Origin of the sequence: Candidatus Binatus sp. (genome assembly GCF_030646925.1) — a bacterium.
Taxonomy (GTDB): Bacteria; Desulfobacterota; Binatia; order Binatales; family Binataceae; genus Binatus.
In genome coordinates, this window is the sequence record NZ_JAUSKL010000078.1 from 48217 (window position 1) to 69885 (window position 21669).

Sequence of the window (21669 nt, forward strand, 5' to 3'; positions counted from 1 at the left end):
CCGCAGCTAACGCGCGCATGCTTGAAGGAATCCGGCGCGGCGTGCGATGCTCGCGGCGGATTATAATCGAAGTAAGCGACATCTCTTACCATCCATTAGGAGCGACTCACATGGCCGACGAAGTGCTTAAAATCGCGCGTCATCAGAACTACGCGACGCTGACGCTGAACCGACCCGAGAAACGCAACGCGCTCAACCAACCGTTGATCGACGCGCTCAACAGCGCGCTTGCGCAATTCGAGAACGACAAAACGATCCGAGCGCTGCTGCTGCGCGGCGAGGGCGGCAGTTTCTGCGCGGGAATCGATCTCAAGGAAGTGGACGAAGCGGCCTCGGGGCACAATCCCAATTCGCTCGAATATGTGTTCGGGCGCCTCGAGCGCTTTCCGGTGCCGACGATCGCGGCGATACAAGGCGCGGCGCTGGCGGGCGGACTAGAACTGGCGTTGCATTGCGATCTTCGAATCGCGGCCGACAACGCACGACTGGGCATGACGCTCGGCAAGGTCGGCCTGATGGTGCCGTACGATTTCACGCGCAAGCTGATCGAGGTTTGCGGCTCGGCCAACACCGCATGGATTCTTTACACCGCCGATTTGATCGACGCGGAGCGTAGCCGCCACATGAACATGGTTCACGACGTGGTGCCGGCTGCGAAGCTCGACGAAGTCGCGAGCGCGCTAGCCGAGAAAGTCGCGGGCAACGCGCCGCTCTCGCTCCGCGCGATGAAGGCGACGGTGCGGCGGTGCATGAGTGAATCGTTCAACGCGTGGCACGACGACATGCTGAAGATGGCGACGTCGGTGCGTCAGAGCATAGACGCGAAAGAAGGCGTGCGCGCGTTTCTCGAGAAGCGCAAGCCGGCCTGGAAGGCCGAGTAGAGGACTCGCTATTCGCGGTGGCGCGCGAGCGCGCTCCGAATCGCGGCGGCGCTTTGCAGCAGCGTACTCGGCAGATTCAGCGTTCCGGCGACATTTGAATAGGGATAAAGGCGGGCGTTCAGATGCGCATGCAGCGGCAAGCCTTCGCCCTGATGGATTTCGTAGTCGAGCGGCAACGGCCCGAGCGTCGAGAGCACGCGATAGATCGCGTTGCCGAATTCGACCATCTGGTCCTTCGAGAGCTCGCACAGAAGCCCGCGAAAATTCGGCATCAGGACGTCGTAGCTGCGCGGGAACGCGCCGATCGGACTCGCGTAGCTGACGATATTGCTGGTGCGATCGATGACGAGGCCGAGGCGATCCATCAGCGCGATGATCTCCTGCCATAGATGCGGATGATCGCGTTCGGCGCGCGCTTCCGCGACCACGGCCGGGAAGGGCTCGGGCGAGCCCAAGATCTGCTGATGAAGATGGGGCTGCGAGGCGCCGGATTCGCGGCCCTGGTTTTTCCTTATCACGACGGAGCAGATGTTGGGATTTTCGAGCGCACGGCGCATCACGAATGCGTCGGTCTGCAACAGGTGAATGAAATGGCGGCTGCCGAGCGTGCCGGTGAACATCAAATCGGCGGCGGTGCGCGGCGAATCGATAAAATGGCGCGGGTCCTCGACCACGATATACGACTCGTTGCGATCGCCGGTGAGTTCGGACGGGATGCGCGGAAATAGATTGTTGAACACGCGCATCACCCATCGCGAATGCGGCGCGGCCTTCAAGCCGGACCATTCGGGCACGTCCTCGAGCGAGAGGCGGAAGAGTTCGGGCGGTGCGGAATCCTCATTGCCGGGACAGAATGGGCAAGCCTCGGTCGCGTGGCGAATCGCTTCGGGGCTCAAGTGCTGCGACGCGTCAACGTTGGGATCGCGGCCGCCGAGGGTGAAGGCGAAGCTTTTGCCGCTGACGTCAACGACGTATGAAATGACGCCGCTGACCGGATTTTTGATCCAGACCAGCGCGCCGTCACGGATTTCGCATTCAATCGGCATCGAGCAACTCGCAAACACTTAACAAGTGCCCCCGCATCATTACAATGCGAACTGTGGCCGCGTCGTCGCGGATCACCTTGACTCTCCCTGACCGCTCCGTTATCCCAAAGGTGGGGACGGGGACCCGGTGCAGCCGGGACGAATCGGGGTCTGGCGACCTGCATGCGCGGGCACCAGGCTTTTTTTTGGCTGCGCGCGAAGGTCGCCGGCCTCCTCATTGATCTAACTTGCAATTGGTTCAAACACGCCACCCATGAAGAAATATTTGTTCACGCCGGGGCCTGCGCCAGTGCCGCCGGAAGTTTTGCTCGAGATGTCGCGGCCGATCATTCATCATCGGACGCCGGAATTCAGCGCGGTGCTCGACCAGGCTCGCGCGCGGATGCGTCCGCTGTACGGCACCAAATCGGAAGTGATCCTGCTCTCCTCGACCGGCACTGGCGCGATGGAAGCGGCGGTGATCAATCTGTTGCGGCCGGGCGAGCACGCGATTTTCGTCAATGGCGGAAAATTCGGCGAGCGATGGGGCAAACTGCTCGCGGCATTCGGCATGATCGGGCATGAGGTGCGCGTCGAGTGGGGCCGCGCGGCGCATCCGGAGCAAATCGAGGAAGCATTCAAGGCGTATCCCGAATCGCGCGCGGTGCTGGTGCAAGCGAGCGAGACCTCGACCTGCGCGGTTCATCCGATAGCGCCGATCGGCGAAGTCACGCGCAGGCACGATCGGATGCTGATCGTCGATGGGATCACGTCGGTCGGAGTGTTCGAGCAGAAGATGGATGAATGGGGCGTCGATGCGTTCGTCACCGGCAGCCAGAAGGCGTTGATGCTGCCGCCGGGGCTCGGCATGGTCGCACTGTCGGCGCGCGCACTCGATGTCGCGAAATCGAACAAGACGCCGCGGTTTTATTTCGATCTGCTGAAGGAACTGAAAGCGCAGCGCGACGAGCATACGACGGCGTGGACGGCGGCGGTGTCGCTGATTTTCGGGCTGCACAAATCGCTCGAGATGATCCACGACGAAGGCCTGGCGAATGTTTACGCGCGGCACGCGTTGATGGCGGAAGCGACGCGCGACGCGGCGGCGGCGCTGGGACTCAAGCTGTTGTCGCCGGACAATCCAGCGCCGGGAGTCACTGGAATCCTGATTCCGGAAGGTCTCGACGGCGGCAAGCTGGTGAAATATCTGCGCGACAACCTCGGCGTGTCGATCCAGGGCGGGCAGGATCAGATGAAGGGCAAACTCGCGCGCATCGGGCACATGGGGCATCTCAGCCCATTCGATATGTTGATCGCGATCGCGGCGTTCGAGATGGGACTCAAGCAGATCGGCGCGAAGATCAATCTGGGCGCCGGCGTGGCCGCCGTTCAAGCACGAATCGCACGGAGCATTTAAGAATACATGGCCGAGACTTTCCGCGTACTGATGAGCGACTCGCTCGCGCCGCAAGGAATCGAGGTTCTGAAGCGGTTTCCGCAACTGCAAATCGACATCAAGACCGGGCTCAAGCCGGCGGAGCTGGCGGCAATCATCGCGCCGTACGAAGCGCTCCTGATTCGGAGCGGCACGCGCGTCACGCGCGAAGTGATCGACGCGGCGACGTCGCTCAAGGTGATCGGGCGCGCGGGCGTCGGCGTCGATAACGTCGATCTGGAAGCGGCGACGCGGCGCGGGATCGTCGTGATGAACAGCCCGACCGGCAACAGCATCACGACCGCCGAGCATGCAATCTCGATGATGATGGCGCTCGCGCGGCATATCCCGGCGGCGAACGCGGCGTTGCGCGCGGGCAAATGGGAGCGCGGGAAATTCACCGGCGCGGAGGTTTGCAACAAAACGCTCGGCGTGGTTGGCCTCGGCAATATCGGGCGAATCGTCGCGGATCGCGCGCTGGGGCTCAAGATGAAAGTGATCGGATACGATCCGATCCTGACGTCAGAAGCGGCGGCGCGCGCCGGCATCGAACTGGTCTCGCTCGACGAATTGTTTCAACGCGCGGATTTCATCACGGTGCACACGCCGCTCACGCACGATACGACCGGACTGGTCGGCGCGGCGGCGTTCGCGAAGATGAAGAAGGGCGTGCGCATCATCAATTGCGCACGCGGCGGGATCGTCGATGAGGCCGCGCTCGCAGACGCGCTCGCGTCGGGCAAGGTCGCGGGCGCCGCGCTCGACGTATTCGTCGAGGAGCCGCCGCCAGTCGATCATCCACTGCTGAAATTCGACAACGTGATCGCGACGCCGCATCTCGGCGCTGCCACCGACGAAGCGCAGGTGCAGGTGTCGGTGGATATCGCGCAGCAAGTGGCGGAGTTCCTGATCGATGGAACGATCCGCAGCGCGGTAAATATTCCGGCGCTCTCGCCGAAGGAACTCGAGGTGCTGGGCCCTCATCTCAGGCTCGGCGAAAAGCTCGGCCGGCTCGCCGCGCAATTGATCACGGATTCGCCGACGGAACTGACGCTCGCGTTCGGCGGCGAAGCGGCGAATCTCAAGCCCGACGCGATCACGGCCGCGGTGCTCAAAGGCCTGATGAGTGGATTTCTCGACGAAGATCTGAACTACGTCAACGCGCCGTTTATTGCGCGTGAACGCGGAATCAACGTGACGGAAACGCGCTCGCGCGAAATCACCGACTATTTGAACACGCTGACGCTGACGGTGCGCACGCGCGCGGGCGATCATGAAGTTGCGGGCGCAGTGCTCGGCAATCGCGCGCTCAGGCTCACGCGAATCGACGGCTATCACGTTGAGGCGGTGCCGGAAGGCTATTTCCTGATGCTGCACAATCGCGACGTGCCAGGTGTGGTGGGCGCCGTCGGCACGATGCTCGGGCAGGCGGGAATCAACATCGGCGGGCTCGAGCTGGGGCGCGATCGCGTCGGCGGCACCGCGCTCAGCATCTTCGAAGTGGACGAGCCGGTGCCGCAGACGGTCCTCGACAAGCTGAAAACCCTGCCTGCGATAACGGCGGCGACGCTGCTGAAGCTCTGAACATTTTTTGCGCGCGCTGATCGTCGATTCGGTCAGGTGCGCGCGCGGGGTGGCGCCACGGGCGCCAGCCGGGGGGAACGAGATGAAGACAGTTGCCGTGATCGGCACGCAGTGGGGCGACGAAGGCAAGGGCAAGATCGTCGATATGCTGGCGGCGGATGCCGACGTCGTCGTGCGCTACCAGGGCGGCAACAATGCCGCGCACACGCTGGTCGTGGACGGCAAGAAATTCGTGCTGCGGCTGGTCCCTGCGGGCGCGCTGCATCCGGGCAAGGCGTGCGTGATCGGCAACGGGCTGGTGGTAAATCCGATCGCGCTGCTCGAGGAAATTTCAGATCTGAAACGCAGCGGGCATCTCGCCGATGACGCGCTATTCAAGATCAGTTACGACGCGCACATGGTGATGCCGTATCACATCGCGATCGATCGCGCGCGCGAACAGCGCCTCGGCAAGCGCGCGATCGGGACGACCGGCTTCGGTATCGGTCCGACCTATGAAGACAAGATGGCGCGCGTCGGGCTTCGATTCGAAGACCTGCTCGATTTCAAATTTTTCAGCGAGAAGCTCAGGCGCAACGTCGCGGAGAAGAACGCATATCTTAAGGCGATCCTGAAAGCGAAACCGGTCAAGGCCGACGAGATTCTCGATGCGATGAAGAAAGCGCGGCGGCGTCTGATGCCGTATCTGTGCGACACGGGCGCATACGTCAGCGACGCGATCGACGCGGGCCGCAAGGTGCTGTTCGAAGGCGCGCACGGCACGATGCTCGATATCGATCACGGTACTTATCCGTACGTGACTTCGTCGAACTGCGTGGCCAGCGCGGTGTTCGGCGGTACCGGAATCGGGCCGGGCAATCTAGACGCGGTGCTCGGCATCAGCAAGGGCTACACGACGCGCGTCGGCGCGGGCCCGTTTCCGAGCGAGTTCACCGGCTATCTCGCGGATTCGCTGCGCGAAGAGGGCGACGAATTCGGCAGCGCAACCGGGCGTCCGCGGCGGATCGGATGGTTCGACGCTGTGCTCGCGCGCTACGTCGCGCGCGTCAACGGGATGTGGGCGCTGGCGCTGACCAAGCTCGACGTGCTGACGGGGATCGATCCGCTGAAGATCGTCGTCGGCTATCAGATCAAGGGCAAGCATTACGATCGGATTCCGCCGTCGCATCGGATGCTGATCAACGCGAAGCCGATCTTCGAAGAGATGCCTGGATGGCACGAGAGTCCGGCGTCGGCGCGGAGCCTCGCCGAATTGCCGGCGAAAGTGCGCAACTACGTGGACCGCATCGCGGAACTGGTCGGCGTGCCGATCGCGATGATCGGCGTCGGCAAGGAGCGCGAAGCAACGATCGTCGTGCGCAATCCGTTCGCGGACTAGTGCGACTACTGGATTGTTAGGGAACCCGCCTAAACTTCGACGATTTCAATTTGCGACGCCATCTCTTCGACGCCACGCGTCTCGAGGCTTAGTTCTATTGCCTCGCGAATGTTTGCCAACGCCTCTTCCTTGGTCCTGCCTTGCGAGACGCAGCCGGTAAGCGCTGGACATTCCGCAACGACCCATCCGTCTTTGCCATGCTTGAGCGTCACGAAAACTTTCATGCATCCAAGGTATCAAATGCAGCATGAGCGTCCGACGGCGCAGTGCTACGCTTCGCAGACGGCGGCGAGGCTCGAGAGCGCGACGCCGCGCCGTCCCTGCCGGACGTCGTTGCGATCGAAGCCGTTGGTGCAATAGCCGAGCGAAATTCCGGTCGCGGGATCGGCCCATCCGATTTGACCGCCGGCGCCGCCGTGCCCGAACGCATACGGGGAGTTGGTTTTGCCGAAGCCGCGATAGTTCGCGAGACCGTCACCGCCCGCGACGACCACGCCGAGCGCGCGATTCACCTTGACGCCGAAAATCGGATCCTTGTAATCGCCCGAACGCACGCGCAGCGCTTCCTGCAAAGTTTCCGGCTTGATCAGCGGCGCGCCATCGACGGTGCGATTGTGCAACAGCCCCTGGTAGAACAGCGCGAGGTCGCCCGCGGTCGTGATTCCGCCGCCGCCGGGAACCCCGGCCTCTTTCACGATTGCTTGATTGAAGCCGAGGATCGCTTCTTCGGTTACTTCCGTTTCAGGCAGTTCCGGGAAGCCCATTTTTTTGCGCTCTTCGTTGGTGAGCGGATCGCCGACGTAGCACAGTTCGGCTACCCGGCCATGATATTCCTTCGGTAGGCCGACGCGCAGTTCAGGCAATCCGAGCGGCGTCGAAATTCGATCGTAAACGAACTGGCGAAAATCCTTGCCGGTGCGCCGCTCGATTATTTCCGCGATCGCCCAGAATCCCGACGTCGCATGGTATTCGTACTTGCTCCCGACTGGCCATTCGAGCCGCCACTTCGAAAAACGCTCGAGCCGCTTCGACTTGTCGAGCCATTCGCTCTGCGGATACGGCGCGTTGGGAAATCCGCCGATGTGCAGCAACACTTGCTCGACGGTGATACCGTCTTTGCCGTTGGTGCCGAACTCGGGAACGATGTCGGCGACTTTTTCGCTCGCGCTTAGCTTGCCCTCGCCCATCAGGATCCACGAGGCGGCCGACATGATCGCCTTGGTGCACGAGAAAATCGTGTAGAGGGTCTCGTTGGTGGCAGGCTTTTCAGCGCCGCCCTGCACCGCGTTGCCGACGGTGCGCATCGCGCCGATTTTTCCGTTGCGCGCAATCGCGATCTGCGTGGAAGGCAGCAGTCCTTCTTTCACTTCGCGCTCGGCGCGATTGAAAAGCGCCTCGACCTTTTGCGGATCGAGACCGATTTCACGCGGATTTTCGGCAAAATGCTTCTGCTCGGGCATCGCAGGATTCTCCCTCGGACCGTTTGACGTTTTCGGGATATAACACAGAATCGGCAACCCGTCAGCGCTTACCGCCAAGGCGCCAAGACACCAAGTTTTTGTAAACGTCCCTTTTCCTCCGACTTGGCGCCTTAGTGGTTGAAATGGATTCAGGCGAGCGCGAGCGGCGGGCCCTGCGCCGAGATCCAGCCGGCGCGGCCGGGCAGCGTCGTGCGGATGATTTCGCATACTGGCAACTCTGCGCGATTCAAGCGCGATGCGATCTCGCGAAGTTGCACGAAAAGCGCGCCGCGATCCTTCAGTGCACGAATCAGCGCCGTGAAATTTCCAAGCTGGCTCATCCCCTCGGTTTCAGCATGGATCGTATGCACATTGAGCGCGTCGGCGCGGCATTGGCCGAGGTAGAAATCGCGAACCGCAGCGACGTCGCGCAGATCGCTGCGGCCCATCACTTCATCCAGCGTCGGTAAGGTAGTCGGAATTTCGGGCGTCGTGAGGACCTGGCCGTTGACGACGCATCGGTACGGCACGATGCCGCGCGTGTCGCTGCGGTAATCGAGATGCATCGTATCGAGCGCGACCGAGGCCGCGTCGTTGGTGCGCCAGCCCGGCGCCGCGAAACTCTTCGACGGCTCGCCCAGAATCGCGCGGTACACCTCGAACGCGTCGGCCAGTTCGTCGCGCACGCCGCGCTCGCCGATATCGTCGAGATGATCCTGCCATCGCACGTGATCGTAGCCGTGCACGCCGACTTCGAAGCCGCGCGCCTTCAGTTCGCGCAGCGTGGACGGAAATGACAGCGCGATCGGGCGCGAGGGGAGCAGCGTGCCCGAAAGAATCGTGCGCATCCCGTACATCGCGACCGCCTTGGTGCGAAACATCTTGCCGACGAAACCGCGATTGCGGAACACGCGCAAAATCGCGCGGCCGGAATTGTCGGGGCCCATCGCGATGTAGAAACTCGCCGCGACAGTCTCGCGCTCGAGCATTTCCGCGAGGCGCGGGACGCCTTGCTCGAGACCCTGATGGGTGTCGACGTCTATCTTAAGAGCTATTTCCACCGCTTGAGTGCGATTTCCACCGGTGATCGATTTGCGATCACTTCGCCATCTCGGCACGGAACCAGTCCATCGAGATTTTCACGCCCTCGCGCAGATTCACCTTGGGCGTGACGCCGAGCAGCGTGCGCATTTTCGTGTTGTCGGGCACGCGCCGCGGGATGTCCTCGTAGCTGCTGCCGTACACTTCTTCCTGCGTGACGAAAGTTATTTTCGATTTCGAGGGCCCGAACAACTCGAGCATCAGCTCGGCGAATTCGAGCACGCTGGTTTCGACATCGATGCCGATATTGATCGCTTCGCCATTGGCCGCGGGATTGATGCCCGCCTGCACGGTCGCGTCGATCGCGTCGGTAACATAGGTGAAGCATCGCGTCTGTTTGCCGTCGCCGACCACGGTAAGATCGGCGCCGCGCAACAATTGCCCCATAAAGATCGTGAACAGCCGCCCGACATCGACCTTATCGAGCCGCGGGCCGTACGCGTTGAAGTAGCGCACCACCGTCACCGGCATCCCGAGCTTGTGATAGGCAAAACAAAAATGCTCGCCGACCGCCTTCGACGTCGAGTAGCACCATCGATCGATACTGGTCGCGCCGAGCACGCGATCGTCATCCTCGCGCCACGGCACCTTGGGATTTCTGCCGTACACCTCGGAGGTCGAACTGAACACGACGCGCTTGTTGTACTTGTAGGCGGCCTTCAGCACATTCTGCGTGCCGTTCACGTTGACGTTGAGCGTTTGATACGGATCCGCGACGTAGTGCTCGACGCCGACGACCGCTGCGAGATGGTAGATCAGATCGGTCTTGGCGATCAGGCCGTCGAGCAATTCCAGATTGAACACCGAGTCGTGCACATACTGAAAGCGCGGATTGTTCAGCAGGTGGCGGACCTTGCCGATCGAGCCGGTATCGAGCACGGAGACCTCGTCGCCGCGCGCGATGAACGCGTCGGAAAGATGAGAACCGAGAAATCCCGCGCCGCCAGTAATAAAAATGCGCATGTGATCCTCCGCGCTATTCAAGCCTGAGATTGCGATCGCCAGTTGCGCCGCTTAGCGCCGCGCGCGCAGCTTCCTCGACGCCATCCTCGAACTGCACGACGCTGACGGCGACGCTGCCCTCGCCCGCCGCGACTTCGATCGAGCCGTCGGGATTATGTCGCACGATTTGTCCCGGCGCGCCGCAATTTCCGGCTTCGGCCGCAATCCTTGCGCTCCATACCAGCAGCTTTTTTCCGCCCGCGAAACAGAATGCGCCCGGATACGGATGCGTCACGGCGCGCACGAGGTTGAAAATTCGCCGCGCGGGCCATCGCCAATCGATTCGTCCATCCTCCGGCCGCCGGCGACCGAAGTAACTACCCTGCGAGATATCCTGTTTGCGGCGCGGCGCAGTGCCGGTGACTATTCGCGGATGCATCTCGGCGATCAATTCGACGCCGAGCGGGATCAGCTTGCGATAGAGCGAAAGCGCGTTGTCATCATCGTCGATTGCGACTGCGCGCTGTCCGACGATATCGCCCGCATCGGCGCGCGCAACCATATGATGCAGCGTGACGCCGGCTTCGCGCTCGCCGTTCACGAGCATCCAGTTCACCGGCGCGCGTCCGCGATACGCGGGCAGCAGCGACGGATGCAGATTGAACGCGCCGATGCTCGCGAGTCGCAGCACGCTGTCTTTAATCAAGTATCGATAGGAGAAGGAGTACAGCACCGACGGCTCGATCGCGGCGACAGCGGCCTCCACCGAAGCATCGACACGATCGGGCGCGTGGACGGGAATGCCATGCGACTCCGCAAGTTGCGCGCACGAGTTCCACCAGATTTCTTCGTGAGGATCGTCGCGATGCGTAAACAGCGCGGCAATCGGCGCGCCAATCTCGAGCAGCGCCTTGATGCATCGAAAACCCATCTCGTGATACGCGAACAGCACGCAGCGCGACGATCGAATCGATTCGGCGGTGTCGGCATTCGAGCGATCTGTTGCCACGATAGATGGTGGGCGAGCCGCGTGCGCAAGCCGAGCGGCTAGTGCTTGTCGATGGCGTCGTCAGCGGCGCCATGCACCGCGCGCACGATATAAGTCGGACGCCGCCGCACCTCGATGTAAATTCGCCCCACGTACTCGCCGATCAATCCAAGCGCCAGAAAAATCACGCCGACGAAAAAGAACAGCACCGCGAACAGCGTCCACAGCGCGCCTTCCTGCTGCGGCCCGTAGATCAATCGATGCGCCAGCAGGATCGTCGCGAACAACGCGTCGAGCACGAAGATGCCGACGCCGGTCAGGCTCAGCGCCTGGATCGGGATCAGCGAAAATCCGGTGATGAGATTCAGGCTGAGTTTCGCGAGCCCGAACAGATTGTACTTGGACTCGCCGCCGGCGCGGGCGTCGTGGCCGACGGGAATTTCCGCGACGCGCTTGGCGAACGTGTTGGCGAGCGCCGGCACGAATGACGCCTTCTCGTCGCAATCCACGACCGTGTCCACGATATGCCGGCGATACGCGCGCAGCATGCATCCGTAATCATGCATCGGCACGCCGACGATCATCGAGGTGAGGCGATTGTGCAGGCGCGACGCGTATCTGCGATACGCCCGATCGTGCCGCTCTTCGCGCCATCCGCCGACGACGTCGTTGCCATCGTCGATCGCGGCGAGCAAGCGCGGGATTTCCTCGGGCGGATTCTGCAGATCGGCGTCGAGCGTGACGACCACGTCGCCGCGCGATTGCCGAAAGCCGGCGAGAATCGCTGAATGCTGTCCGAAGTTGCGCGCCAACTCAACGACGCGCACGCGCTCGTGCTCCGCGGCGGAAATCTCGCGCAGCATTCTGAGCGAATCATCGTGCGAGCCGTCGTCGATAAATACGACTTCCCACGGACGGTCGAGAGTGTCGAGCACCGGCTTCAATCGCGACCACAGCCGCTCGAGATTCGCCGATTCGTTGTAGACCGGCACCACGATCGATACGAGTTGCGGATGCGTCGCCGACGCAAACGACGTCGTTCGAATTGGCGATATTTTGCCTGGGGAACTCAATCTCGTCGCGCGGCGCCTGCCGATTTCGGCTCGTTGCCGCGCCTTTACATTCTTGCAGACGCATTCATCAATTTAAAGACGACCCTGTTGACCGCCACGACCGGCCTCGCGAGACTGCATCGACCATGCTCGCGAACAGCCGCCGCAATCGTTTGATCCTGTGCGCTCTGGTGGCGGCTGCGCTCTACCTTCCGGGTCTCGGCGCACCCGCGCTGTGGGAGCCGGACGAGGGGCGCTACGCGGAAATCGCGCGCGAGATGGTCGCCTCGCGCGACTACGTCACCCCGCGCAACAATTTCGAGCTCTACTTCGAGAAGCCGCCGCTGGTGTATTGGTGCGACGCGGCGATGATCGATCTGTTCGGGCCGACAGAATTCGCCGTGCGATTGCCGTCGGCACTTTTCAGCATCGGGCAAGTCGTCGTCACCGCCGCGCTCGCCGACGCGATGCTCGGTGCGAGCGCTGGCTTGCTCTCCGCGCTCGCACTGATGCTCATGCCATTGTTTTTTGCCTTCGCGCGATTCGCGACGCTCGATCCGGCGCTGGCTTTTTTTCTCACTGCGGCGCTCGCTTCCTTCTATCGAGCCTCGCGCGGCGGCTCGTTCGGCAATCGCACCAGCCGCTTCTGGATGATCGTATCCGCCGCGATGCTCGCATTGGGCACGCTCGCCAAAGGTCCAGTTGCGCCAATCCTCGGCGTGGCGATCATTTTGCTTTGGCTTGCGGCGGCGCATCGCCTCCGCGAAATCGCGGCGATGCCGCTAATCTGGTGCGCTGCGCTCTACCTTGCGATCGCGATGCCGTGGTTCGTCATCGCGGAGGCGCGGAATCCCGGCTTCCTGCGCTTTTTTTTCATCCACGAGCATCTGCAGCGCTACGTCTCGTCGCGCGAGCATGGATGGGGACCGTGGTTTTTCATCCCGATCGTGCTTGCCGGATGCTGGCCGTGGATTTTCTTCGCGCCGCTCGGATGGTCCGCGATGCGCACTCCGCGCGCCGCTTCCGACCAAGGCTCCGCCACTCTGCTGCGTTCGGATGCTCGCTTCCTTTTGATTTGGTTCATCGTAATATTCGTTTTCTTTTCGATTCCGCGCTCCAAACTCGGCACTTACATTCTGCCTGCGCTACCGCCCCTCGCGATCTTCGCCGGATGTGGCCTCGCTCGATTGAGTTCGCTGGCGGATGAGCATCGCATCCGCGTGCTCAAGTACTGCGCGATCGCCAACGCCGCGATCGCAACGATCGCCGCCGTCGCGCTCGCCGTGGCGCTTCATCCGACGCATCCGGCACTCGCGCAAACCGGTATTCTCGTCGCAGTTGCGATCGCGCTCGGCGCCGCCTCGATGTATGCGCTTGGCCGCGCTGGCAACCGGATCAATTTCGGTATCGGCGCTCTCGCGATCGCGATGGCCCTCACGATCGCACTGGCGGAGAAGGCGCGTGACGATGCAGCATCGCTCTCGACGTATCGAAACCTCGCGCACGCGGTCGAACCGTATCTCGGCGCCGCGGGCAGCGAATGCGCGCTCGCGTCGTATCGGCATTACGTGCAGTCGCTGCCTTTCTACACTCATCGGCGCGAAACGCGCGTCGTGTATTGGGGCGAATTGTCCGAAGTGAATCTCGGCTCGCGCGTCAAATCCCCCTTCCTGATTGGCTCCGATGCTCGCCTTGGTCAAGTCTGGGGCTCCGGCAGTTGCATGGTGCTGATCGCGAACGCCCGCGATCTCCCCGCGCTGCGCGGAGTGCTCAAGCCCGCGCCCGTCGTGCTCGGATGCGAGGGCAAGAAGTATGCGCTGTACAATGGAAGCCTCGCGCCGCCTCCAGCCGCGTCCGCCTGCGTGGCGCAATCGGGTCGCTAAATGCGTCGCATCGCTTCGAGGGTACTTGGAATCGGTTCGGTCCGACTGTAGCTTTCTGGCATGCGAAGTTCTGAGTTGCGGCGAACGCGAGAATTCGGCGCATCGATGTCGTTTTTTCAACGCCAATTTAACTGGCAAGAGATTGCATAACGGTGGCTGATAAGAAATCCGATACCACGCCCGAAAATCCGGAGGCGATCGCCGCCGCGCCGGATCGCGATCAGCCGCTGAGCCAAATCCTCACCCAGGCGCGCGAGCGCCGCGGCCTAACACGCGATCAGGTCGTCGCCGACGCGCATGTGCCGTTGCTCTATCTCAAGATGATCGAGACCGACGACTACGGCCTGATTTCCGATCGCCTCTACCTGATTCCCTTCCTGCGCAAATATGCGGCCTTCCTCGGTCTCGAACCGGAGGAAATTGCCTCGCGCTTCGTCCGCGACATGCAACACGCCGAAAGCAACGTAGTGCGGATGTCGGAACCGATCACGATGGTGACGAAACGCCGCGGAGTTTTGCGGTCAATTACGTTTGTCGTTCTCGCGCTGCTGGTTTTGATTTTGATCGGCGATTTTGTCTGGCGCCGATTCACGGTCGTGCGCGAGACGATCGAGCCCGCCGCGAGCGCGCCGATCGCCGCGACGCCCGCCCCGCTCACGATCCTGCCGACGGTCATTCCCGCGGCGCCTGCGGCGATTCCGACGCTTGCGCCGCCGACGCCCCGTCCGACCGCGACGTTCTCCAGGCCTGCCGGACGCGCCATCGCGCCATCCCGCAAGGTCCCGGCATTCGACGACTAAAACCGCCTAATGCAACACCGCGTTCGCGATCTCTTCCGCGACCAGGATTTTCGCCTTGCGCGGATCGTCGCCCGAATGCACCACGGCCACCACTTTCAACTGATCGAGTGAGCCCTCGATCGATGCGCGCGCGACGATCACCGTGTCGTAGAGTTCATTCTTCGGGATGCTGTCGTACGGAGTCGGCGCGTTCGCGCCGCTCATCTGATTGCGCATCGCCTGGTAGTTCTTGTAATTCTCCGTCATCGGATCGAGCGGATTCAGCGCATGCGCGCGCGCCTGCGTTTCGAACGGATCGGCTGACGGAGCGTTGCCCGTGTCGCCCAACGGAGGCGGCTCGGCGCCGGCCGCCTTCAGCAATTCGACCATCGACGGATCGCCCGGAAACAATTGGTTCAACGAGACGCCGGGCGCCAGCAGTTGCTGATTGATGGTCACCGTCAGCGTCACCGATTCGGTTGGCTCCGCTGGCGGCGAGTGCCGCGCGACCCGCAACGCGTCGCCGAGCACGTTCTGCACGACCGGATCGGTGCAGATCGCTACCACGCTGGCATTCGCGGGAATCTCGAGCTTGCCGGCTTTCTGGATGTCGGCGGCGCGCACCCGTACCGACGTCCCCGCGATCGCGAGACACAGCGCGCCCACAGCGACTAATCTCATCACGCTGCTCTTCGGCCACATCGCGATCACGGAATCTTCTGCTGCAGCAGTTCCTGCGCTCTTGCGGCGCGCCATTCGATCAGCCGCGTCGCCAGCTCGCGATCTCCAAGCGCGATTATCTGCGCGGCAAACAGTCCCGCGTTGGCGGCGCCGGGCTTGCCGATCGCCATCGTCGCGACCGGCACGCCCTTCGGCATCTGCACGATCGACAGCAACGAATCGATTCCGTTGAGCCAAGTCGTCGGCATCGGCACTCCGATCACCGGCAGGATCGTTTTCGCCGCGACCACACCCGGCAGATGCGCCGCGCCGCCCGCGCCCGCGATTATCGTCATCAATCCTCGCGCCGCCGCGCTCGCCGAATACTCCAGCACAACCTCAGGCGTGCGATGCGCCGACATGATGCGCACTTCATGCGATACCTTCAGCTCCGTCATCACCTCGGACGCCGCCGACATGTATTCCCAGTCGCTCTCGCTGCCCATGATTACGCCCACGATCGGTGCGTTGGTATCGGCCATCGGCTCGCTCTCCGTTCACGCTTTGAAAAATTCGTCACTCCGAGCTTGAAGGCTGATTCGAGCTTGAGTCCAAGTCAAGCTGCGGATAGGAGCGCGCGGACGAATTCGGCAGAATAAACGGCGATGGCGACTCCGATTCCCGGCAATCAATGCGAATTCACGCTCGCAGAAATCGCGGCGGCGACCGGCGCTCAGGTGCGCGACGATCTCGCGACTAAGGTCCGCGGCGTCAGCATCGACACCCGCGCGATCGCGACCGGCGCGCTGTTCGTGGCGCTGCGCGGAGAATCGCGCGACGGCCACGATCACCTCGACCAAGCGATTCAGCGCGGCGCTGCCGCGGCGATCGTCGAGAGCGGCAGGCATCTCGCGGGCATCGTTTGTGTCGAAGTGCCGGACACGCTCGTCGCGCTCGGACAGCTTGCTCAATTCCATCTTGCGCGGATGCGCTCGGTGCGTTTGCTCCCGACCATCGCGATCGGCGGCGCGGCTGGCAAAACCACTACCAAGGAACTCACCGCGGCGGCGGCGCGCACCGTCTTCGGCGACACGCTCGCGACAGTCGGCAATCTCAATAATCGCATCGGCGTTCCGATGACAATTTTCACGCTCGCCAGCGCGCATCGCGCCGCAGTGCTCGAATGCGGCACCAACTTGCGCGGCGAGATCGACGCCCTCGCGCAGATCGTCCAGCCCGATTGCGCGCTCGTGCTCAACGTCGATCTCGAGCACACCGCAGGCATCGGCACGCTCGACGACGTCGCCGACGAAGAGGCGGCGCTGTTCTCGACCACGCGGCGATGCGCGATCACGTCGTCGGAAGAACCGCTGGTGCTCGCAAGAATTCCGGCTCGTTTGCAGCGGCTCACGTTCGGCAAGTCGCCGGACTCCGATGTCAGGCTCGAAAGTCGAACTGTCGGCGCGAATGGACGCGCGAGAATCCGCATCGCGCTCGGCCCCGCGCTCTGCCGCGACGACGATGCCCGCCGTCTCGACCTCCAGATCGATCTCCTCGGCGAAACCGCCGCGCTCAACTGCGCCGCCGCGATCGCCGGCGTCGCCGCGATGCGCGGTGAACCACTGACAGCGGGCGAACTTCGCGCGATCGCCGATGCGCTGGCAGTCGTGCAACCTGTAGCTGGACGCCTCGCGACCAGCTCGATTCGCGGCATCCGCGTGATCGACGATACCTATAACTCCAACCCCCGCTCGATTCGCGCAGCGCTCGCCGCCGCGCGCGAAGTCGCCGACGGACTTGGCGCGCGCTTGGTGATCGCGATGGGCGATATGCTCGAATTGGGTGCGATGTCGCGTGAGGCGCACGAAGCGAGCGTTCGCGACGTGATCGATTTGCGGCCTGCTGCGTTTGTGGCCGTAGGTCCCGAAATGTGCGCCGCGAAGGAGGTGATCGCCGCCAGCAGTACGACGATGCTAGTCACGGCGCCGGACAGCGCCGCCGCCGCAAAATTGATCGCATCGATCGTGCGCGCGGGCGACGTCTTGCTGATCAAGGGTTCGCGCGGGATGGCGATGGAGCGCATCCTCGATTCGCTCCGCACCCCTTAGGCATTTCTACTCTTCCAGAATATCCGCGAGATGCTTCAGACTCTCCGCGTCTCCAATCGCGACCAGATGATCTCCCTCTTTCACGATCGTGCCCGGGTCTGGAATTATCGAGATCGGATCATCGCCGCGCTTCAGCGCGACCACTCGGAGCTTCGCAGTTCCGCGCTCGACTGCCTCGATCGTCTTCCCCACCGCATGACTGCCCGGCTCGATCTCAATTTCCTCCAGATCGATCTCGTCGCCATGCCCCGGCGTCGCCAGTTCGAGAAAATCCACCACCGCCGGCCGCAGAATCATCGACGCGATCCGCATCCCGCCCCGCTGATAGGCCGAGATCACCTGGTTCGCGCCCGCCGACTTGAGCCGCCGGAGTCCCGTTTCCGATTCTCCGCGCGCGTGAATCGCGATACCAGGATTTTTCTCGCGCGCCGACAGCGTGATGTACACATTGTCGGCGTCGGAATCGGTCGCCACCACGATCGCGCGCGCCGACTGTATCCCCGCCTCCTCCAGAATTTCGTCCTCCAGCGCTGACCCGTTGACGTGCAACACCTCAAGGCGCGACAACTCTTTTTCGAGCGCCGGATTCGACTCGATCACCACCACCGGCACGTCGTGCCGCTTCAGTTCCTCGGTGACCACGCGGCCGAAGCGCCCGAACCCGCAAACGATCACGTGCTTTTCCAACTGATGGATTTTTCGTTGCATCGCGCTGATCCCCAGGAAATCTCTGAGCTGACCTTCGATCACAACCTCGGCCGCCACCGCCAGCAGGTACAATCCCGTTCCGACGCCGGTGACGATCAACACCATCGTGAAGATTTGGCCCTCCGCGCTGAGCGGCTTCACTTCGCGATAGCCGACCGTCGAAATCGTAATTACCGACATGTAGAGCGCGTCGAGGAACGTCATCTCCTCGATCAAGATGTAGCCCGCGGCTCCCGCGCCCAGCAGAACTACTATCCCGGTAATCGCAAATAGGAGTCGGCGCGCCGGACTGCCTAAAAATCCGGACTGCGGCGCAGAGTCCGATCCTGCCCGCGATCGATTTGCGTTCGCTCCGCGATTTTCCTTCTGCGCCATATCCGCTTCTCGGCTAAACTCTGCCCCCGCGGCGACTTGGCATCGCGCTCGTCTGCAACCGCCGCCTCGCTCGCCGTTATACTCGCGAGCCTCGCGACAAAACGAAAGCGGCCGCCTTTCGGCAGCCGCTATCACCATTCGCTCGATCGCTCAACGCGAATCTTAACGCCGCATCGACTCGCTCTCGATCGACCGGTTCAACTCCACACGGTCCAGATCACGCAAATCGCTGGTCGGCCGCATCAAAATCCAATCGCCATCCAGTAGAACCCGTCATTCGGCTTCTGCGTCACCAGCGCTCCGCCGATCCGATCCGATCGAAACACGCCGACGGTCCGCGTCAGACTCACCACGTCGATGATCACCTTGCCGGTGTTCACCGCCGTTGAGTTCGACAGCGCCGCCATCGTCCACAGGCACGAATTGGGAAACGCCAGCGGCCACGTCACTTGATACGTCGTATTCAGATCGAGTCCGCCGCCTGGAAATTGCGACCCCCATTCGACGATCGCCGACACCGCGCCGCGATTTATGTCCGCGACCGGGATCTTCAAGTACCCGTTGCCGTCGATCGATCCCACGAAACGGGTCATGAACGACTGCAACACCTCGATACTCGCGATATTGATGTCCTGGCGCTGCTTCAGAAATGACGTCCGGTTGGCCAGTTGCTGATGCGGCTGGTTCGCGATGCCGATTCCGTCGAAGCCCGCGTCGATCGCCGCGCCCTCGACCGGATCGGTCGCCTGAATCTCGTACACCTCATTCGCAATGTATATTGGGGTATCGACTAGTGTAGCCATTGACTACCTCAGAAAGTCAGCGTCCAGGTGCCACTGAGACTCATGCCTGTAGTAAATAGTATTGGCGCGATAGTCTTTCGCGCGATCATCGGGGTCGGCGCCGTCGCACCCGGCAATCCAACTGCCGCACGATTCGCAAACAGTGCCAGTTCCTGAATAGTCAGTCCCAGCGCGCCCGTATCTGTTCCACTGAGCGACCAGTCGAGTGCCACCGCGCCGTTCCCGTCCAGCGTGTGGCTATCAAGCGCCTTGTAATACGCCGGCGCCGTCAGCGTGGTGTCGTTTACCATCGGCGGATTCGATCCCGATGCAAACCCGATCGCCGACGCAAACTCGCCGGCCGTATCGCCACCCAGCAATGACGCCAGCGCCGGACGGCCGGCGTACACGAACAGGTTTCGGCCTTCGTATGCCCAAACCAGCCTGCCCGCTTCGACCAGGCGGATTCTAACAATTCCAACCGGCCTTCCCATCTTAACCTCCGTGTAAAACCGCCGCGCCATTCAACGTCAGCGCTGAATCCGCGAGTATCGGTTCGTTGGCGCCATATGTAATTCCGCTGTGCCGGTAATGGCCGTCATAAAGCGGCATGATCGGACCGATCTGATCGCCGAGCGACTGTGCTCCGATCGTAATGACTAGTGCGCCATCGCGCGGCGCCGGCGCCGCGTCGAGCTGGTCCCGCGCGTCCCCATCCAGCGTGAAGCTATCGTTGGGAAGCGGCGCTTCATCCACGATTGGTGGCGGCGAAAACCAAATCGAATCGAGCCGCGAGCGCGCCGGCCTGAAGAAATCGATCGCCGCCCGCGCCAACGCGATCGCCGCCCCCTCCACTTCCTGGCCGTCCTTCAGATTGATGACCACCCGGAACACCGACCAGCCCTGGCTCGCCGGATATGCATTCCCGCCCCACGTCGCCTGCCCCTCCAGCAGATCGACGGCGGTCCATCCGAGCGCGCCAAGCGCGCGCTTGATCGCGAACGGAGTCCCGCGAAGTCGATGCAGCGGGATCGCGACCTTCAGCAAATCGCGTTGCGCCAGGTCGACCAGGCCTCCGCCTACTACAACGCCCTCGGCCTCGATCAGGTTGTCGATATCGATCAGCAGATCGATATTCGTAAGCGCATCGACGCCAACCGTAAGCGGCGCGACCAACTGCCAGAGCGGTGACAGAACGTCGAACTGCCACGCGAGAAACGGCAGCGCGCTCTCGGGCACTGAATCGATTCGATAAACTAGCAACGGCGCCAGTTCGAGCGCGCCCAGCCGCTTGATCAGCACCAGCAAGGACTGCGTGCGCAGATCGTTTATCGAAGGCGGCGAAGACAGCTCAGCCATCAGCTATGCTCCGGGCTGAAGGCCTGCGTCAGTGTAATTGCGGTGCAGTTGGCCCATTGCCCGGCCGACAACTGCGTATAGTGCGGCGCGTCCACGGTCACCTCATAGACTCCGGGCACGGACAGCGCCGCCACGATCTGGCTGGGCACGATATCGCGCTGGATCTTCGACGCCAGATCGATTGCGAACTGCTGTGCCGCTGCGCTGGCAGCGGCAATCGTCTGGGTCGGATCCGCGTCGGCATACATCGTCACCGTCGCAACCATCTGATAATCCACTTCGACCACCGCGAGCGCGTTGACCGTGTCGGTCAGCGGCCTCACCGTCTCCGCGTTGACTGCGGCCTGCACTTTTGCGAGCAGCTCGCTGCTCGCTATACCCGCCAGATTCGGCGCGGGCGCGGGCTGAATAGTCACTGGCCCGGTGAGTACATATACATTCACCGTACCTGGTACCGGACTGACTATTTGCGCATCCACGATCGACGGGTCCGCGCCCATCGCGAAGAACCGGTAAGCCGCCACCGGACCCGCCGTGCTGAACTGATTCGGCGCCTGCTGGATTCGCATCCGCAAATGCTCGTCGGTCTCCGGCGCCGAGCCGTCCGCGGTCGGCGTCACGTTGCCCACGCTCGCGATCAGCGCACTCGGATTGATCTGTACCCGCACCTGTTCCGCAAGGTACCCGTTGGCAGCTTCGCCCGGCACTGTCGCCGCCGCGCCCACCAACCCCGTGATGGCTCCTGGAGCGATCGCGAGACTCGCAGTCGTCGCGAATGTGAAGTGCCCGTCGGCGGTGCCGATCAAGGTCCCCTTCGTGATAATAAACGGTACGGTTAGCGGCCCGGTCAGCGTGAATTGTAGCGTGGTCAGCGCCGGCTGCGCCGCCAACCGCGTGACGCCGAGCAACTGGCCAAGGTAATCAATCATCGGGAATATCGCGAACGCCAGTAGATTCTGCTCGCCCGCGAATTGAATCGCGTTTCTGACTAATGATTCCCGATACGCATATAGATTAATGAGTAATCGCTCGACCTGCGCCGGTTGCAGTATTCGTCCCGACGCCGCCTCAAATTCCGCGATCATATCGGCCAGGATCTTGTTCGGATCCAGTCCGTCGGCGTCGTTAACGAACACCGGCGGCGGCAGCGACGGGATACCTGCAGCCAT

The 21669-nt window shown here is 62.4% G+C and carries 21 protein-coding genes; 7 read left to right on the top strand and 14 right to left on the bottom strand.

What is annotated here, in order from left to right:
* Nucleotides 1-110 precede the first annotated feature (110 nt).
* A complete protein-coding gene (locus Q7S58_RS13860; RefSeq protein ID WP_304826671.1) occupies nucleotides 111-881 on the top strand; it encodes an enoyl-CoA hydratase/isomerase family protein in 771 nt (256 codons plus the stop codon).
* An 8-nt stretch (nucleotides 882-889) separates the two neighbouring features.
* Here Q7S58_RS13860 and Q7S58_RS13865 read toward each other — a convergent pair whose 3' ends face one another.
* Entirely contained in the window at nucleotides 890-1927 is a 1038-nt protein-coding gene (locus Q7S58_RS13865; RefSeq protein ID WP_304826674.1) for a hypothetical protein, read from the bottom strand.
* Nucleotides 1928-2180: 253 nt separating this feature from the next.
* Between Q7S58_RS13865 and Q7S58_RS13870 the strand changes: the two genes are divergently transcribed.
* The 3 genes from Q7S58_RS13870 (at nucleotide 2181) to Q7S58_RS13880 (ending at nucleotide 6303) form a co-directional block, all read left to right on the top strand.
* Nucleotides 2181-3323: an alanine--glyoxylate aminotransferase family protein gene (locus tag Q7S58_RS13870; protein WP_304826678.1), complete on the top strand. Its 1143-nt coding sequence runs from the start codon at nucleotides 2181-2183 to the stop codon at nucleotides 3321-3323.
* A 6-nt stretch (nucleotides 3324-3329) separates the two neighbouring features.
* Nucleotides 3330-4925: a phosphoglycerate dehydrogenase gene (serA, locus tag Q7S58_RS13875; protein ID WP_304826681.1), complete on the top strand. Its 1596-nt coding sequence runs from the start codon at nucleotides 3330-3332 to the stop codon at nucleotides 4923-4925.
* Nucleotides 4926-5007: 82 nt separating this feature from the next.
* Nucleotides 5008-6303 (top strand): adenylosuccinate synthase, encoded by a 1296-nt coding sequence (locus Q7S58_RS13880; RefSeq protein WP_304826684.1) that lies wholly within the window; start codon nucleotides 5008-5010, stop codon nucleotides 6301-6303.
* 29 nt (nucleotides 6304-6332) lie between these two features.
* Here Q7S58_RS13880 and Q7S58_RS13885 read toward each other — a convergent pair whose 3' ends face one another.
* The 6 genes from Q7S58_RS13885 to Q7S58_RS13910 all read right to left on the bottom strand — a co-directional run bounded on the left by Q7S58_RS13885 (nucleotide 6333) and on the right by Q7S58_RS13910 (nucleotide 11867).
* On the bottom strand, nucleotides 6333-6527 hold the full coding sequence (locus Q7S58_RS13885) for a type II toxin-antitoxin system HicB family antitoxin (protein WP_304826687.1): 195 nt from the start codon (nucleotides 6525-6527) through the stop codon (nucleotides 6333-6335).
* A 45-nt stretch (nucleotides 6528-6572) separates the two neighbouring features.
* Entirely contained in the window at nucleotides 6573-7763 is a 1191-nt protein-coding gene (locus tag Q7S58_RS13890) for a serine hydrolase (RefSeq protein ID WP_304826690.1), read from the bottom strand.
* Between the two features lie 149 nt (nucleotides 7764-7912).
* A complete protein-coding gene (locus Q7S58_RS13895) occupies nucleotides 7913-8824 on the bottom strand; it encodes a polysaccharide deacetylase family protein (protein WP_304826693.1) in 912 nt (303 codons plus the stop codon).
* A gap of 37 nt (nucleotides 8825-8861) precedes the next feature.
* Complete coding sequence (locus Q7S58_RS13900) at nucleotides 8862-9827, bottom strand: GDP-mannose 4,6-dehydratase (RefSeq protein ID WP_304826696.1); 966 nt, start codon at nucleotides 9825-9827, stop codon at nucleotides 8862-8864.
* A 13-nt stretch (nucleotides 9828-9840) separates the two neighbouring features.
* Complete coding sequence (locus Q7S58_RS13905; RefSeq protein WP_304826699.1) at nucleotides 9841-10815, bottom strand: formyltransferase; 975 nt, start codon at nucleotides 10813-10815, stop codon at nucleotides 9841-9843.
* Nucleotides 10816-10853: 38 nt separating this feature from the next.
* Nucleotides 10854-11867: a glycosyltransferase gene (locus Q7S58_RS13910; RefSeq protein WP_304826702.1), complete on the bottom strand. Its 1014-nt coding sequence runs from the start codon at nucleotides 11865-11867 to the stop codon at nucleotides 10854-10856.
* A 125-nt stretch (nucleotides 11868-11992) separates the two neighbouring features.
* Here Q7S58_RS13910 and Q7S58_RS13915 point away from each other — a divergent pair, with 125 nt between their 5' ends.
* A complete protein-coding gene (locus Q7S58_RS13915) occupies nucleotides 11993-13729 on the top strand; it encodes a glycosyltransferase family 39 protein (protein ID WP_304826705.1) in 1737 nt (578 codons plus the stop codon).
* 152 nt (nucleotides 13730-13881) lie between these two features.
* On the top strand, nucleotides 13882-14529 hold the full coding sequence (locus tag Q7S58_RS13920; protein WP_304826709.1) for a RodZ family helix-turn-helix domain-containing protein: 648 nt from the start codon (nucleotides 13882-13884) through the stop codon (nucleotides 14527-14529).
* A gap of 6 nt (nucleotides 14530-14535) precedes the next feature.
* On the opposite strand, the gene Q7S58_RS13925 is transcribed toward Q7S58_RS13920, so the two are convergent.
* Together Q7S58_RS13925 and purE are read right to left on the bottom strand one after the other, a co-directional pair.
* Nucleotides 14536-15189: a hypothetical protein gene (locus tag Q7S58_RS13925; protein ID WP_304826712.1), complete on the bottom strand. Its 654-nt coding sequence runs from the start codon at nucleotides 15187-15189 to the stop codon at nucleotides 14536-14538.
* A 26-nt stretch (nucleotides 15190-15215) separates the two neighbouring features.
* Nucleotides 15216-15710, bottom strand: a complete 495-nt coding sequence (purE, locus tag Q7S58_RS13930) for a 5-(carboxyamino)imidazole ribonucleotide mutase (protein ID WP_304826715.1) — start codon at nucleotides 15708-15710, stop codon at nucleotides 15216-15218.
* 123 nt (nucleotides 15711-15833) lie between these two features.
* On the opposite strand from purE, the gene murF reads away from it, so the two are divergent.
* Nucleotides 15834-17276 carry a UDP-N-acetylmuramoyl-tripeptide--D-alanyl-D-alanine ligase gene (gene murF / locus Q7S58_RS13935; protein WP_304826718.1) on the top strand — a complete coding sequence of 481 codons (1443 nt, stop codon included), beginning with the start codon at nucleotides 15834-15836 and terminating at the stop codon, nucleotides 17274-17276.
* 6 nt (nucleotides 17277-17282) lie between these two features.
* On the opposite strand, the gene Q7S58_RS13940 is transcribed toward murF, so the two are convergent.
* The 5 genes from Q7S58_RS13940 to Q7S58_RS13960 all read right to left on the bottom strand — a co-directional run bounded on the left by Q7S58_RS13940 (nucleotide 17283) and on the right by Q7S58_RS13960 (nucleotide 21669).
* Complete coding sequence (locus Q7S58_RS13940) at nucleotides 17283-18359, bottom strand: TrkA family potassium uptake protein (RefSeq protein WP_304826722.1); 1077 nt, start codon at nucleotides 18357-18359, stop codon at nucleotides 17283-17285.
* Between the two features lie 242 nt (nucleotides 18360-18601).
* On the bottom strand, nucleotides 18602-19162 hold the full coding sequence (locus Q7S58_RS13945; protein WP_304826725.1) for a hypothetical protein: 561 nt from the start codon (nucleotides 19160-19162) through the stop codon (nucleotides 18602-18604).
* Nucleotides 19163-19170: 8 nt separating this feature from the next.
* On the bottom strand, nucleotides 19171-19635 hold the full coding sequence (locus tag Q7S58_RS13950; RefSeq protein ID WP_304826728.1) for a hypothetical protein: 465 nt from the start codon (nucleotides 19633-19635) through the stop codon (nucleotides 19171-19173).
* 1 nt (nucleotide 19636) lies between these two features.
* Nucleotides 19637-20500, bottom strand: a complete 864-nt coding sequence (locus tag Q7S58_RS13955) for a phage tail protein (RefSeq protein WP_304826731.1) — start codon at nucleotides 20498-20500, stop codon at nucleotides 19637-19639.
* Nucleotides 20500-21669 carry a baseplate J/gp47 family protein gene (locus Q7S58_RS13960; RefSeq protein WP_304826734.1) on the bottom strand — a complete coding sequence of 390 codons (1170 nt, stop codon included), beginning with the start codon at nucleotides 21667-21669 and terminating at the stop codon, nucleotides 20500-20502. Before Q7S58_RS13960 ends, Q7S58_RS13955 begins: the two co-directional genes overlap by 1 nt.

Coding starts and splice junctions, on each gene's coding strand:
- Q7S58_RS13860 (WP_304826671.1), top strand. CDS start 111: ATGGCCGACGAAGTGCTTAAAATCGCGCGTCATCAGAACTACGCGACG.
- Q7S58_RS13865 (WP_304826674.1), bottom strand. CDS start 1,927: ATGCCGATTGAATGCGAAATCCGTGACGGCGCGCTGGTCTGGATCAAA.
- Q7S58_RS13870 (WP_304826678.1), top strand. CDS start 2,181: ATGAAGAAATATTTGTTCACGCCGGGGCCTGCGCCAGTGCCGCCGGAA.
- serA (WP_304826681.1), top strand. CDS start 3,330: ATGGCCGAGACTTTCCGCGTACTGATGAGCGACTCGCTCGCGCCGCAA.
- Q7S58_RS13880 (WP_304826684.1), top strand. CDS start 5,008: ATGAAGACAGTTGCCGTGATCGGCACGCAGTGGGGCGACGAAGGCAAG.
- Q7S58_RS13885 (WP_304826687.1), bottom strand. CDS start 6,527: ATGAAAGTTTTCGTGACGCTCAAGCATGGCAAAGACGGATGGGTCGTT.
- Q7S58_RS13890 (WP_304826690.1), bottom strand. CDS start 7,763: ATGCCCGAGCAGAAGCATTTTGCCGAAAATCCGCGTGAAATCGGTCTC.
- Q7S58_RS13900 (WP_304826696.1), bottom strand. CDS start 9,827: ATGCGCATTTTTATTACTGGCGGCGCGGGATTTCTCGGTTCTCATCTT.
- Q7S58_RS13915 (WP_304826705.1), top strand. CDS start 11,993: ATGCTCGCGAACAGCCGCCGCAATCGTTTGATCCTGTGCGCTCTGGTG.
- Q7S58_RS13925 (WP_304826712.1), bottom strand. CDS start 15,189: ATGAGATTAGTCGCTGTGGGCGCGCTGTGTCTCGCGATCGCGGGGACG.
- purE (WP_304826715.1), bottom strand. CDS start 15,710: ATGGCCGATACCAACGCACCGATCGTGGGCGTAATCATGGGCAGCGAG.
- murF (WP_304826718.1), top strand. CDS start 15,834: ATGGCGACTCCGATTCCCGGCAATCAATGCGAATTCACGCTCGCAGAA.
- Q7S58_RS13940 (WP_304826722.1), bottom strand. CDS start 18,359: ATGGCGCAGAAGGAAAATCGCGGAGCGAACGCAAATCGATCGCGGGCA.
- Q7S58_RS13945 (WP_304826725.1), bottom strand. CDS start 19,162: ATGGCTACACTAGTCGATACCCCAATATACATTGCGAATGAGGTGTAC.
- Q7S58_RS13950 (WP_304826728.1), bottom strand. CDS start 19,635: ATGGGAAGGCCGGTTGGAATTGTTAGAATCCGCCTGGTCGAAGCGGGC.
- Q7S58_RS13955 (WP_304826731.1), bottom strand. CDS start 20,500: ATGGCTGAGCTGTCTTCGCCGCCTTCGATAAACGATCTGCGCACGCAG.
- Q7S58_RS13960 (WP_304826734.1), bottom strand. CDS start 21,669: ATGGCTGCAGGTATCCCGTCGCTGCCGCCGCCGGTGTTCGTTAACGAC.